Annotated in this window: 12 protein-coding genes and 1 tRNA gene; 6 read left to right on the forward strand and 7 right to left on the reverse strand. The window is 59.4% G+C overall.

Annotated features, from left to right (window positions below; all coding sequences use genetic code 11):
* Positions 1-4: 4 nt before the first annotated feature.
* A complete protein-coding gene (locus ACQY8Q_RS13150; RefSeq protein ID WP_428426977.1) occupies positions 5-1,372 on the reverse strand; it encodes an LLM class flavin-dependent oxidoreductase in 1,368 nt (455 codons plus the stop codon).
* A gap of 218 nt (positions 1,373-1,590) precedes the next feature.
* Here ACQY8Q_RS13150 and tauA point away from each other — a divergent pair, with 218 nt between their 5' ends.
* From tauA to ACQY8Q_RS13165, 3 genes are read left to right on the forward strand one after another with little or no spacing between them, the layout of a single operon-like run.
* Complete coding sequence (tauA, locus tag ACQY8Q_RS13155; protein WP_428426978.1) at positions 1,591-2,601, forward strand: taurine ABC transporter substrate-binding protein; 1,011 nt, start codon at positions 1,591-1,593, stop codon at positions 2,599-2,601.
* A gap of 55 nt (positions 2,602-2,656) precedes the next feature.
* Positions 2,657-3,454, forward strand: a complete 798-nt coding sequence (locus ACQY8Q_RS13160; RefSeq protein ID WP_428426979.1) for a taurine ABC transporter ATP-binding protein — start codon at positions 2,657-2,659, stop codon at positions 3,452-3,454.
* A complete protein-coding gene (locus ACQY8Q_RS13165) occupies positions 3,451-4,293 on the forward strand; it encodes an ABC transporter permease subunit (protein ID WP_428426980.1) in 843 nt (280 codons plus the stop codon). The genes ACQY8Q_RS13160 and ACQY8Q_RS13165 overlap by 4 nt, the downstream gene beginning before the upstream one ends.
* A 16-nt stretch (positions 4,294-4,309) precedes the next feature.
* Here ACQY8Q_RS13165 and ACQY8Q_RS13170 read toward each other — a convergent pair whose 3' ends face one another.
* Complete coding sequence (locus tag ACQY8Q_RS13170) at positions 4,310-5,029, reverse strand: Crp/Fnr family transcriptional regulator (RefSeq protein ID WP_428426981.1); 720 nt, start codon at positions 5,027-5,029, stop codon at positions 4,310-4,312.
* Positions 5,030-5,107: 78 nt separating this feature from the next.
* On the opposite strand from ACQY8Q_RS13170, the gene ACQY8Q_RS13175 reads away from it, so the two are divergent.
* Positions 5,108-5,434 carry a DUF6894 family protein gene (locus ACQY8Q_RS13175; RefSeq protein ID WP_428426982.1) on the forward strand — a complete coding sequence of 109 codons (327 nt, stop codon included), beginning with the start codon at positions 5,108-5,110 and terminating at the stop codon, positions 5,432-5,434.
* Positions 5,435-5,499: 65 nt separating this feature from the next.
* Here ACQY8Q_RS13175 and ACQY8Q_RS13180 read toward each other — a convergent pair whose 3' ends face one another.
* The 5 genes from ACQY8Q_RS13180 to ACQY8Q_RS13200 form a co-directional block, all read right to left on the reverse strand.
* Complete coding sequence (locus tag ACQY8Q_RS13180) at positions 5,500-6,279, reverse strand: SDR family oxidoreductase (protein ID WP_428426983.1); 780 nt, start codon at positions 6,277-6,279, stop codon at positions 5,500-5,502.
* A 157-nt stretch (positions 6,280-6,436) separates the two neighbouring features.
* On the reverse strand, positions 6,437-6,691 hold the full coding sequence (locus tag ACQY8Q_RS13185; RefSeq protein ID WP_428426984.1) for a hypothetical protein: 255 nt from the start codon (positions 6,689-6,691) through the stop codon (positions 6,437-6,439).
* Positions 6,692-6,791: 100 nt separating this feature from the next.
* Positions 6,792-6,867: transfer RNA gene (locus ACQY8Q_RS13190), tRNA-Ala, on the reverse strand.
* Between the two features lie 352 nt (positions 6,868-7,219).
* A complete protein-coding gene (locus tag ACQY8Q_RS13195) occupies positions 7,220-8,509 on the reverse strand; it encodes a DUF882 domain-containing protein (protein WP_428429777.1) in 1,290 nt (429 codons plus the stop codon).
* A gap of 656 nt (positions 8,510-9,165) precedes the next feature.
* A complete protein-coding gene (locus tag ACQY8Q_RS13200) occupies positions 9,166-9,555 on the reverse strand; it encodes a TIGR02300 family protein (protein WP_113246277.1) in 390 nt (129 codons plus the stop codon).
* A 312-nt stretch (positions 9,556-9,867) separates the two neighbouring features.
* Here ACQY8Q_RS13200 and cmk point away from each other — a divergent pair, with 312 nt between their 5' ends.
* Together cmk and rpsA are read left to right on the forward strand one after the other, a co-directional pair.
* Positions 9,868-10,500: a (d)CMP kinase gene (gene cmk, locus ACQY8Q_RS13205; protein ID WP_428426985.1), complete on the forward strand. Its 633-nt coding sequence runs from the start codon at positions 9,868-9,870 to the stop codon at positions 10,498-10,500.
* Positions 10,501-10,670: 170 nt separating this feature from the next.
* Positions 10,671-12,374 (forward strand): 30S ribosomal protein S1, encoded by a 1,704-nt coding sequence (gene rpsA / locus ACQY8Q_RS13210; protein ID WP_428426986.1) that lies wholly within the window; start codon positions 10,671-10,673, stop codon positions 12,372-12,374.
* The last annotated feature ends 83 nt before the right edge of the window (positions 12,375-12,457 follow it).

The following is a 12,457-nucleotide window of genomic DNA, read 5'->3' on the forward strand; positions in this document are numbered from 1 at the left end:
CCGGCTAGGATTTCCGATACCGGAACGCGGCAGCGGGATGGGAGGCGTCAAGCCTTCCATTTTCGCCGCCGAACAGTTTCTGCCGCAGCGGTCCTTCAGCATAGTCCGCCTTAAACAGTCCGCGTTCCTGCAACACCGGCACGACGAGATCGACGAAATCCGCAAGACTCTCCGGTGTCACAGTCCGGGCGAGGTTAAAGCCATCAATACCGGCCTGCTCGATCCACATCTGCAGGTGATCGGCAATCTGTTCCGGCGAGCCGACCACCGGCTTCATCCGGCTGCCCAGCAGCATCTGCTCGGTGATCTGCCGCACCGTTACGGGCTTTGCCGCCTGCTTGGTGATGGCCGCAAGAGCCGACTGGTTGGCATTGGTGGTCAATTGCTCGATCGGCTCATCCAGCCCATATTTGGATAGATCGATGCCTATGGAGCTGGAATAGTGCGCCAATGAGGCTTCGATGCTGGCGTGGCGGCGATAATCTTCCAGTTTGTCCTGCGCTTCCTTCTCCGTCCGCCCGACGACGACGGTCAACAGATTGAGGATGCGCAAGGCATCGCGGCCACGGCCGAATTCCTCTGCCTTCCGGCGCAAGCCTTCGACGATCGGCCCGGCGGCTTGCGGCGTTGCACTGGCGATGAACACGCATTCCGCATGTTTGCCGGCAAAGTCCTGCCCCCGCGCCGAAGCGCCGGCCTGAAACAACAGTGGCGTGCGCTGTGGCGAGGGCTCGCTGAGATGGATGCCCTCCATCTTGTGGTAGCGCCCGTCATGCCTCACGGCCCGCACCCTGGAGGGATCGGCAAATATCCGACCCGTCTTGTCGCGCAGCACCGCGTCGTCGTCCCAGCTGCCTTCCCAGAGCTTGTAGAGCACCTCGAGATACTCTTCCGCTGCATCGTAGCGGGCGTCATGGTCCGGCTGCCGTTCCATACCCATGCTGCGGGCGGCGCTGTCGAGATAGCCGGTGACGATGTTCCAGCCGATCCGCCCCTTGGTCAGGTGGTCCAGCGTCGACATGCGCCGCGCCAGTAGAAATGGCGGCTCGTAGGTCGTGTTGACGGTAACGCCGAAGCCCAGATGTTTGGTGACATGCGCCATGGCTGAAATCGGGATGAGCGGATCGTTGACCGGGATTTGCGCGCCGGTCTGGATCGTTGTGGCCGGACTGCCCTTGTAGACATCGTAAACGCCGACAATATCGGCCAGGAACAGCCCGTCCAGTTTGCCGCGTTCGGCGGTGATAGCCAGATCCGTCCAGTAGTCGAGATCGGTATAGCGCATCGACTGGTCGCGCGGATGCGTCCACAGGCCGTGATTGATATGGCCGACGCAGTTCATGTCGAAGGCGTAGATCTGCATTGTCTTCATCCTGCCGTTTCCCTGTCTTTCGGTCGCGTTTTTCTCTGTTTTGTACCATTCCGGCGAAAAGACCCAAGTCCTTCGTTAATTTAGATTCACATTACGAAAGCATCGCGAATCCGGGAATTTTTTATCTCTATAAATTCTATGATTTTTACAATGATTAGTCATCATTCCACCGGAGCCTTCGGCGCGGAATGCCATTGAACCATTGCCGGGAGAGGGACATGACAATCAACCGACGCCGCCTTTTGGGAACCGCCACCTTAGCCGTTCTCGCTTTCACAACGCAGAGCAATTTCTCCTACGCCGCCGACGTCAACGTCAATATCGGCTACCAGCCGATCGTCGAGCCGTCACGTGTGCCGCAGGCCGACGGGACATATGAAAAGGTTACCGGCGCCAAGATCAACTGGCAGAAATTCGACAGCGGTGCCGATGTGATCACCGCGATCGCTTCCGGTTCGCTCGATATCGGCTATGTCGGCTCCTCGCCGCTGGCCGCCGCTGCCAGTCGCGAAATTCCGATCGAGACGATCTTCGTCGTCGGCCTGATCTCGGAAGCCGAAGCGCTGGCCGTCAAAGGCATCGACAAGCCCGAAGGTCTTGCCGGCAAGAAGATCGCCACACCGTTCGTCTCCACCGCCCATTACAGCCTGCTGACGGCGCTGAAGCACTGGAAGGTCGATCCGAAGTCGGTCGAAATTCTCAACCTGCGGCCGCCGGAAATCGCAGCCGCCTGGGAGCGCGGCGATATCGATGGCGCTTACGTCTGGGATCCGGTTCTGTCCGAGCTTAAGAAAACGGGTAGCGTGCTGGCGACCTCCGCAGACGTTGCTTCATGGGGCGGTCCGACCTTCGATGCCTGGATCGTCAGCAAGAAGTTTGCCGAAGAGCATCCGGACGTCGTCACCGGCTTCGTTCAGGTGACCGGCAAGGCCTATGCCGCCTACCTTGCCAATCCGGACAGCTGGAATGCCGCCTCGCCGGAAGCCGCAAAGATCGCCAAGCTGACCGGCGCCAAGGTCGAGGAAGTTCCGGCTCTCCTGAAGGGTTATCATTTCCCGACGCTGGAAGAGCAGGCCGGTGCCGATCTGCTCGGCGGTGGTACGGCAAAGGCAGTGGCGGAAACCTCAGCCTTCCTGTTGGAGCAGGGCAAGATTCCGGCGGTTCTTCCGGACTATGCGCCTTACGTCTCGTCACGCTGGGTCGTCGAAGCCGCCAAGGCTGGTCTCTAAAAAACAGGCGCTGGAGCCCGACGGGATTCCAGCGCCGCAAACCAACGGTGTGATCATGAGCGTCCTGTCGCTGCAATCCGTATCCCTGGCGTTTCCGGCCGATCGCGACAGCCGCCAGACGCGGCTGGTGCTTGATGGCGTGACGCTGCATCTCGCCTCGGATGAGTTTATTGCGGTCATCGGCCGCTCCGGCTCCGGCAAGACCAGCCTGCTCAATCTTGCCGCCGGCTTCCTGAAGCCCACGTCCGGCCGCGTCTCTGTGGATGGTGTCGATATCATCGGCCCGGCCGCCGATCGTGCGGTCGTCTTCCAGGACGATGCCCTCTATCCCTGGCTCAATACCCGCGACAATGTCGCCTTTCCGCTGAAGCTCAAGGGGGTCGCCAAGGGCGAACGACGGCTGCTGGCCGATGAACTGCTTGCCAAAGTCGGTCTGGACAATGCTGGTGCCAAGAATATCTGGGAGCTGTCGGGCGGCATGCGCCAGCGTGTCGGCATTGCCCGCGCGCTTGCGTCTCAGCCGCGTTTCCTGCTGCTCGACGAGCCGCTCGGCGCACTCGATGCGCTGACCCGCACCCGCCTGCAGCAATTCCTGCTCAAGGTCTGGTCAGACAGCAAGACCGGAGCGCTTTTGATCACCCATAGTATCGAGGAGGCCATACTGCTCGCCACCCGTGTCGTCGTGCTGGCGCCCAACCCGGGCCGCATCGTCGCCGATATCCCGGCAAGCTTCGGCAGGCAGCTGCTGAGTGGAAAATCCCTGCAGGATATCAAGGATTCACCGGAATACCGCCGCCTTCACGATGGCCTGACCGGGCTCATCTATGCGGATAGCGAGGAGGAAGCGGCATGACCATCAATATCGGCACCATTGCACCCGTTGCCCCGGCTGCGCCTGCTGTGATCGAAGCGCAGAAGCCGAAGCGCAGCCTCGGCACCCTGCCGGTGTCGCTGGCAACCATCGTTGTAATCATCGCAGCCTGGAGCCTTGCCTCGGCCTATGGCGTCGTGTCGCCGCTCTTCCTGCCGTCGCCTCTGATCGTGCTGAAGGCGATCTATTCCGTCGCGATCAACGGTTTCGTCGATTCGACGCTGGCCGAACATACGCTGGCCAGCCTGCTGCGCATTTTCGCAGCCCTTGCCGCCGCCATCGTCATCGGTATCCCGGCTGGCCTTGCCATCGGTACCAGCCGCATCGGCAAGGGCATCCTCGATCCGATCGTTGAATTCCTGCGGCCGCTGCCGCCACTGGCCTATCTGCCGCTGATCATCATCTGGATCGGCATTGGAGAAGCCTCGAAGATCACCGTCATTTCGCTCGCCATGTTGCCGCCGATCATCCTGTCGACGGCGGCCGGCGTCAAATCCGCACCGGCCGATTTCATCAATGCTGCCCGATCGTTCGGTGCGAGCCGGCTACAAATCCTGCTGCAGGTGATCCTGCCGAGCACCATCCCGTCGATCTTGACCGGAACCCGCATCGCACTCGGTGCCGGCTGGTCGACGCTGGTGGCAGCTGAACTGGTGGCGGCAAGCCGCGGCCTCGGCTTCATGATCCAGTCGGCAGCACAATTCCTCGTCACCGACATCGTCATTGCCGGCATCATCGTCATTGCCGCGATCGCGTTCCTGTTCGAAATCCTGGCGCGCTTGCTGGAACGCTGGTTCGTGCCTTGGGCTGCGCACCGCTGATAGCGATGTAATTCCGCTAACGGGGCTCGACTGTCTGGCTGAGATAGGTCGGGTCGAACTGCGCCAGTTCCTGCAGGCGTGTCCAGTCGAGAATGGTGATCATCTGACCGATCCAGGTGAGAAGCTCGGCCTTGCGCAGGATCTGCAGGGTCTTGTTGAGGTGCACCAGCGATATGCCCAGCACATCGGCCAGTTCCACCTGCGTCAACGGAAAATGGAAATTGTAGCCGGTCGTTCGCCCGACCACCTGCAGCCGCATGAACAGCTCGCAGACCAGATGGGCGAGATGGGCTTTCTTCGAACGCCGTCCCATGGCCACGATCCATTCGCGGTGGATGGCACCATCCACCAGCGTGTCCAGCCAAAGCAGGCGGCTGAGATGCGGTTGGGTTTCGGTGATGGCCTTGAGGTCGCCGTGCTCGACGAACGCCACATGGCATTGCGACATCGCAACGATGCCGTGGTCCATGGTTTTCAGGAGAAACGCATGCAGATCGACGAAATCCCCGGCAATGTGCAGGGCGGTGATCTGGCGGGTGCCGCCTGACAGGAATTTATAGCGCGCCGCAAAGCCGTCGATCAGCAGCGTGCTGTAGCCCGGCCGCGATCCCTCGACCACGATCTCCTCGTCGACCTTGAAGCGCCGGTCGCGCCAAATCAGGTTCCTGAGCAACGCCACCTCGTGAGGCAACACCACATCATGGCTTTGAAGATTGAGGAGGAGGGAATCGATCAATGTGCGGCATGCCGTGTGAGGGATGGGCTCTCCACCTATCCCACAAACGGCCGGGGCTCATTTAACATTGACACATGAATGACGAATCCTGTTGATTTCAGGAACTATTTTCATTTCTGCGAATTCTTTGAACGTTCAAGGGATATCAAAATGGCGAGCCGTTACTTTTTCGATCTGCACAATGGCGACGGCGCAACCCGCGATGAAGACGGGTTGGAGCTTTCGACCCGCGAAAGCGTGACGCGGGAAGTTACGAGGATTCTATTGGATGTCGTCCAGGACGAAATTGGCGAGCAGCCAAACGGCGCGATATCCGTTGTGGTTCGCGATGACAAAGGCAGAGCTGTTTCAATGGCCAATCTGACCTTCAGCAACTCATGGTTCGAGGATGAGATCGGCGATTAGGGGCATCGGCATCGCCGGCCATCCGTGAAATGGACGGCGATGCCGTGTCTGCGGGGTAAGGGCGGCTACAACATTGCCCGGCTGAGGCCACCGTCGATCGGCAGCGCGACACCGGTGATGTAGCCGGCCTGACGGCTGGCCAGAAACGCCGCTGCCGCCCCGAACTCGGCCGGAGTGCCATAGCGGCCGACCGGAATGTCCGACTGGCTGCGGGCGGCAACGGTCTCGAGGCTCAATCCTTCGCTTTCGGCGTCCATCCTGTCAAAGCTCAGCGTTCTGTCCGTCGCCAGCCGCCCGGGTAGAAGCATGTTGACGGTAACGCCTTCGGCTGCCACTTCGCCCGCCAGCGTCTTCAGCCAGCCGGCAACGGCACTACGAAGGGCGTTGGAGGCGGTGAGGCCGGGGATGGGCTCGCGAATGCTGGTGGATGCCACGGCCATGATGCGGCCCCAGCCGTTCTGCCGCATGGGGGGCAGCAACCGGTTGGCGATGCGCATGCCGGCCAGCACCATCGTATCGAACTGGGCGCGCCAGAATGCCGGATCGATCTCCGAAGCAAGGCTCGGCGGCGGACCGCCTCCGTTCAGCACGAGAATGTCGATATCACCGAACTCAGCTGCAAGCCTGTCAAGAAATGGATCGATGGCGCCAGCGTCCGCAAGGTCAAGCGCCAGGCCTCTGGCCGAAGCACTGATTTGCGTGGCCGCCAGCGCTGCTGCCTGCTGGTCACGCCCTGTCAGAGCGACAATGGCGCCCTCGGCCGCCAACGCCCCGGCAATTCCGCGCCCAAGCCCCTTGCTGCCACCGAGAACGAGCGCCCGCTTGCCGTTGATCCCGAGATCCATGATCTGCTCCTCATTGCCTTACTCTTGTAAAAGCAATGTTGGATAGGCTCGTGCGAGCATAGTCAATGGGTGTGGATATTCATTGAGATCGTCTAAAATGGAGCACGACTAACCTTGGGGGCGCCGCCGGCGAGCCCTGGGCAATAACAGCCGTCGTTCAGCGCTGCGCCCGCAAAATACGTTTCCAGATCGTGCCGCCGAGGAACTTGTTAAAGACCACGAAATAGGCAACGACGAGCGCAAACATCAGGAATGCCGGGCCACCCTGGAGATTGAAACCCTCCTCGGTCTTCCCGCCAAAAATTGAAGCTACGAGATAGCCCAATACAAAAAATGCGGTGAGGAAGTCCAATATGGCAGCAAGAACGATGCGCCAGGTCGAAGGCCCTTTTTGAAATTGTGTATCGGTCATCGACATGCCCCTTGCTGGTTCCCAAACAAGCTCTATCGCGCGGCCCGTTGATCGGCAACTGACATCAGGCGGAAACTATAAAAGCGGGATTGGAAAAATTTGGTGGAGCTAAGCGGGATCGAACCGCTGACCTCTTGCATGCCATGCAAGCGCTCTCCCAGCTGAGCTATAGCCCCATTTTGGGTCCGGCAAAGCCGGTTCCGGGAACGCCGTCCGAACAGTTTGTCCAGTCGGTTGGCGGCTTCATACTTCTGCTTTTTCAAGATGGCAAGCCGAAAAAGACAAAGGGCTGCGTTTTTATTCGGTGAACCCGGAACCCGGCGTCCGCAGGAAGGTTGAAAACCCGGCGCGGGCGCCAATTGTTTGAATTCTGTGAGGTTTAGGGGGGGCCTTATTCAGGCCCACAAGGTTACAATCTCTGCGGTGTAACACGTTGCCGGGAAATTGATCCGATATCCCGGAGCGGGCGTGTACGTTGCAAAGGGACACGCGCCGCACTCTGAACCTGGTTTTAAAGTGCAGACACGATCAACCTTCGGGAGCAACCCCAAAGCGGTCAGTGTTAAACGTTCTTGCATCGGCGATCGGGATGATTTCGCCGGCTGTCACCTGAAGCGTTTGCCTTGAAACGCGCGGGGCTCTCATGCCGATGACATCGCCGGGGGAATGCAGCGCCCATGTCATCAACGACTTGCCGGAGATCGCTCCGAAGTCCGCTCCCCGTTTCCAGGATCCGGTCATTGGCAGGGACCCGATTATTTCCATGCGTGTCTTCAAGGTCGCGTGCGCTGTCGCGAACGGCTCGAATCCGGCAGAGCCTTGCAAGGCAATGGGTGTTTCGATCGCTGGAAGTGCGGTGATAGGTCCGATCGAAGCCGTCTCGATCGTGTCCAGCGACGGAGTGCTGGCGGTCGCAATGGCTGGCCGTATTGACGGTATGGGAACAGTATAGGAGGAAAGATCCGTGAATGGCTGTTTTTCAACGCGGCCGCCGGGAACCGTCTGCACGGCCAGGGCATCCAGGGCTTTGCTTCGAGGCGCAGAATAGAGCGCTGTCAGCACGCCGCGCCGTTCGCCATCCGCACGCGACGCTTCCGCAGGCGATTTTGCGTTATTGTCTTGCCGCGCCGTGCTGGCGACCCTGATCGAGGCGGGGCTGACGCGTTTCTTGTAGTCCGCCACCGCCTGTGTATAGCCAGGTAGCGAACTGCCGTCGGCTGCGAGATGCATCGTGCGCCCGTGCGGGAATATCCGCGCGAGCTCCTTGCGTGACATGCGGGGCCAGGCACGGACATTACCGACATCGAGGTGGACGAACGGAGATCCCGAAGTAGGGTAATACCCAACGCCGCCAACTTGCATCTGCATCGCAAGCGCACGCACTGTCGAAAGCTTGACGCCGGGAATAAAGAAATCCATGGCCTTGCCGAGCGTATGCTGGCTGTTCTTGGCGACGCCTGTGGTACGCGAGCGGGACCGCAACATGCTATTGGTAGCCGGGGACCGGTAGGCAGAGACGATGTGGATATAGCCGTTTGCGCCGCTGCGGTCGTAAACCTCCCACACCAGGTCAAGCAGGCGGGGATCCATGCGGGCCGGTTCATTTCGCCGCCAGTCACGCAGGAACCGGTTGATCTTGTCCATTCCCTTCGGGTCGAACCGTCCGTTGCGCTTGTAGGTGATCGTGGCTCTTTCGCCCGTGTGGGTGAAATACAGTTTCAGCGCGCGATCCTCCGCGGCGGCGGTGACTGCGGATCCAAGGACCGCGATCAGCGTAAAGAGGGTCGTCATGGCCAGCCGCGTGGCGTTGCGTACCATCTCGGAGAACAGTGCAGCCGCCCGATTGACCACATATCCGACTGAACTCTTGTCCGGTACATACGCTGACACTACAAACCTCGACTCAGGTTGATCGACTCAAACACTTCGGAATGGCCGCGTTCAATGCGGCCTCCGGCATGAATTATGGTCAACAAAATCCTAACAAGCGGTTGATGATCGCGTACGATTCAATATTTCGCATTTGACCAATCTATGTTTCCCGGACGGACTCGGGGCTATCTGGCGCAACGGATCATCGAATCTGCCGGACGCGGTAATCGCGCAGCGCTGCTTGGCGGGTTGATGCTGCAGGCGAAGCCCACCCGCTGCGATGGACCGATCGGAGTTCGTTTTGGTGACGCTCGTCCCGAAAATTGCCGGGTGTTAATCCCGAGCTTCTCATATCGCGACACGTCGCCAGTTCTTGATGCGGCGGAACCGCGTCAAGGATACTTTTGTGATTTGGATCAGGGGGAGGGGCCGTATCCGCTTTATCGCTGGAGATGACGGTATCGGCATATGCGCGGTCCGAACGAGGAGCGCAAAGGCGCTTGCTCATCATCAGTCATAATAATCCGGCTGTCTCAAACTCCCTCTATCGAGAGTTTGAGACATATGGGTATCTTAATCAGCCGGTTGATCAGGTCTTGAACTTAGACCTCGTCGTCGTCGTCCGATACGCCGATCAGGTCGGACAGGCCGTCCTCATCGTCTTCATCGGCTTCCAGGAAGGTATCGTCGTCATCGCCTTCGATTTCGACGTCGTCATCGCCCAGATCCGGAATGTCGTCGCCACCAGCTGCTTCGCTGTCGGCATCCTCGAGCGAGACCAGCTCGACTTCGGGGTTCTCGGTATCGACTTCCTGAACCTCGTCTTCTTCGGCGGCCTTTTCCATTACCTTGGCAACAGATGTTTCCTCGAAGAAGGAGAGCGGGTAGGATTTTCCAGTATAAGGAGAAACGATCGGATCCTTGTTCAGGTCGTAAAATTTACGGCCCGTTTCCGGATCTGCGCGTTTTGTTCCAAGTTCCGCTTTTGCCACGGTCAAAGCCTCTTGAATGGCCGGGATTACCGGCATCTGCCGGAATACCGGCGTTGAAGATGAAATGAATTAGCCGGTCCCCATAATCGTCTTGGCCCCGTCTGTCAAAGCTTAACTTCTCCGAGCGCCCGCTGCGCTTTGCTTTGGAAGAAAGGATGACCATTCCGCAACTTGGTGTTACGCAGCCCGCAATGTCGCGGATAGCGGGCGGGTGCATCTCGCAAAAACGCTTGCCGTGGAGAGTGATACTGTGAGATTTCAGGGCTGCCGGGCAGCGCGCCACGACGATCATACCCATTTTCAGGTAGTAAAATGACTTTCATCATCGCCATCGACGGACCTGCGGCAGCGGGCAAGGGGACGTTGTCCCGCCGCATCGCCGAGGAATACGGTTTCCATCATCTCGACACCGGGCTGACCTACCGTGCGACGGCCAAGGCGCTGCTGGATGCCGGACTGCCTTTGGACGATGAACGGATTGCCGAGCAGATGGCGCGCGACGTGGAGCTCGCAGGGCTCGACCGCAGCGTTCTCTCGGTGCATTCGATCGGCGAGGCAGCCTCGAAGATTGCCGTCATGCCGCTGGTGCGCCAGGCTCTTGTCGAGACGCAGCGCGCCTTTTCGCTGAGGGAGCCCGGAACCGTGCTGGATGGCCGCGATATCGGCACCGTCGTCTGCCCGGACGCGCTGGTGAAACTCTACGTGACGGCCTCGGCCGAAGTGCGCGCCCGCCGCCGGTTCGACGAGATCGTCGGGAATGGCATTCCGGCCGATTTCCTGGAGATCCTTGCCGACATTATCAAGCGCGACGAACGCGACATGGGACGCGCCGACAGCCCGCTGCGCCCGGCTTCCGATGCGCACTTGCTAGATACGTCCGAAATGAGTATAGAAGCCGCATTCTTAACGGCGAAGACGTTCATCGACGCCGCATTGAAGCATTGAACAGGTTCGGAAAAGCGTTTCACGGTTTTCCGGTCAAGCCTGCGACGAAATAGTCCGAACCACCATCCCCGCGCCGGATTTGCTCCTTCATGATTGGAGCGGATGGTTTTTGGACCTGTCAACGCTAACCCCCGGCGCCTGTGCCCCATGAAGGCACATCAGGAGTATTCATGTCTCAAGCTAACCCCACCCGCGACGATTTTGCCGCGTTGCTGCAGGAATCCTTTGCTACGCAGGATCTTGCCGAAGGCTACGTCACCAAGGGTATTGTAACGGCTATCGAGAAGGACGTCGCAATCGTTGACGTCGGCCTCAAGGTCGAAGGCCGCATCGCTCTGAAGGAATTCGGCACGAAGGCCAAGGACGGCACGCTGAAGGTCGGCGATGAAGTCGAAGTTTACGTCGAGCGCATCGAAAATGCGATGGGCGAAGCTGTTCTGTCGCGCGAAAAGGCTCGCCGCGAAGAGAGCTGGGTCCGCCTCGAAGTCAAGTTCGAAGCCGGCGAACGCGTCGAAGGCGTCATTTTCAACCAGGTCAAGGGTGGTTTCACCGTCGATCTGGATGGTGCCGTTGCCTTCCTTCCGCGCTCCCAGGTCGACATTCGTCCGATCCGCGACGTTACTCCGCTGATGCACAACCCGCAGCCCTTCGAAATCCTCAAGATGGACAAGCGTCGCGGCAACATCGTTGTTTCGCGTCGTACGGTTCTTGAAGAGTCGCGTGCTGAACAGCGTTCGGAAATCGTCCAGAACCTCGAAGAAGGCCAGGTTGTTGACGGCGTCGTCAAGAACATCACCGATTACGGTGCGTTCGTTGACCTCGGCGGCATCGACGGCCTGCTGCACGTCACCGACATGGCATGGCGCCGCGTCAACCATCCGTCGGAAATCCTGAACATCGGCCAGCAGGTCAAGGTTCAGATCATCCGCATCAACCAGGAAACCCACCGCATCTCGCTCGGCATGAAGCAGCTCGAGTCGGATCCTTGGGATGGCATCGGTGCCAAGTACCCGGTCGGCAAGAAGATCTCCGGTACCGTCACCAACATCACAGACTACGGTGCATTCGTAGAGCTGGAGCCGGGCATCGAAGGCCTGATCCACATCTCCGAAATGTCCTGGACCAAGAAGAACGTACACCCCGGCAAGATCCTGTCCACGACGCAGGAAGTCGACGTTGTCGTTCTCGAAGTCGACCCGACCAAGCGCCGCATCTCGCTCGGCCTCAAGCAGACGCTCGAGAACCCGTGGCAGGCATTCGCGCACAGCCATCCGGCTGGCACGGAAGTTGAAGGCGAAGTCAAGAACAAGACCGAATTCGGCCTGTTCATTGGCCTCGACGGCGACGTTGACGGCATGGTGCATCTCTCCGACCTCGACTGGAACCGTCCAGGCGAACAGGTCATCGAAGAGTTCAACAAGGGCGACGTCGTTAAGGCTGTCGTTCTGGATGTGGACGTCGAAAAGGAACGCATCTCGCTCGGCATCAAGCAGCTCGGCAAGGATGCAGTCGGCGACGCCGCTACATCCGGCGATCTGCGCAAGAACGCCGTTGTCTCGTGCGAAGTCCTGGCCGTCAACGACGGTGGCATCGAAGTGAAGCTCGTCAACCACGAAGACCTCACCTCGTTCATCCGCCGTGCCGATCTGTCGCGTGACCGCGACGAACAGCGTCCGGAGCGTTTTTCCGTTGGTCAGATTGTTGACGCCCGCGTCACCAATTTCTCCAAGAAGGACCGCAAGGTCATGCTGTCGATCAAGGCTCTGGAAATCGCTGAAGAGAAGGAAGCCGTCGCACAGTTCGGTTCGTCCGACAGTGGCGCTTCGCTCGGCGACATCCTGGGTGCAGCCCTGAAGAACCGCGGCGGCGAATAAGCCTCTGCAGTCTGAATAAAGAAGCCCGCGGAAAGCGATTTCCGCGGGCTTTTTCGTGGCCGGTTCTGAGCGGCATCTGCGTG

The organism is Pararhizobium sp. (genome assembly GCF_965279435.1).
GTDB lineage: Bacteria > Pseudomonadota > Alphaproteobacteria > Rhizobiales > Rhizobiaceae > Pararhizobium.

Bases quoted from the DNA above. Each gene is read 5' to 3' on its own strand.
- ACQY8Q_RS13165 (WP_428426980.1), top strand. From the start codon at position 3,451: ATGACCATCAATATCGGCACCATTGCACCCGTTGCCCCGGCTGCGCCT.
- cmk (WP_428426985.1), top strand. From the start codon at position 9,868: ATGACTTTCATCATCGCCATCGACGGACCTGCGGCAGCGGGCAAGGGG.
- ACQY8Q_RS13175 (WP_428426982.1), top strand. From the start codon at position 5,108: ATGACGAATCCTGTTGATTTCAGGAACTATTTTCATTTCTGCGAATTC.
- ACQY8Q_RS13150 (WP_428426977.1), bottom strand. From the start codon at position 1,372: ATGAAGACAATGCAGATCTACGCCTTCGACATGAACTGCGTCGGCCAT.
- ACQY8Q_RS13185 (WP_428426984.1), bottom strand. From the start codon at position 6,691: ATGACCGATACACAATTTCAAAAAGGGCCTTCGACCTGGCGCATCGTT.
- ACQY8Q_RS13195 (WP_428429777.1), bottom strand. From the start codon at position 8,509: ATGGTACGCAACGCCACGCGGCTGGCCATGACGACCCTCTTTACGCTG.
- ACQY8Q_RS13160 (WP_428426979.1), top strand. From the start codon at position 2,657: ATGAGCGTCCTGTCGCTGCAATCCGTATCCCTGGCGTTTCCGGCCGAT.
- ACQY8Q_RS13180 (WP_428426983.1), bottom strand. From the start codon at position 6,279: ATGGATCTCGGGATCAACGGCAAGCGGGCGCTCGTTCTCGGTGGCAGC.
- tauA (WP_428426978.1), top strand. From the start codon at position 1,591: ATGACAATCAACCGACGCCGCCTTTTGGGAACCGCCACCTTAGCCGTT.
- rpsA (WP_428426986.1), top strand. From the start codon at position 10,671: ATGTCTCAAGCTAACCCCACCCGCGACGATTTTGCCGCGTTGCTGCAG.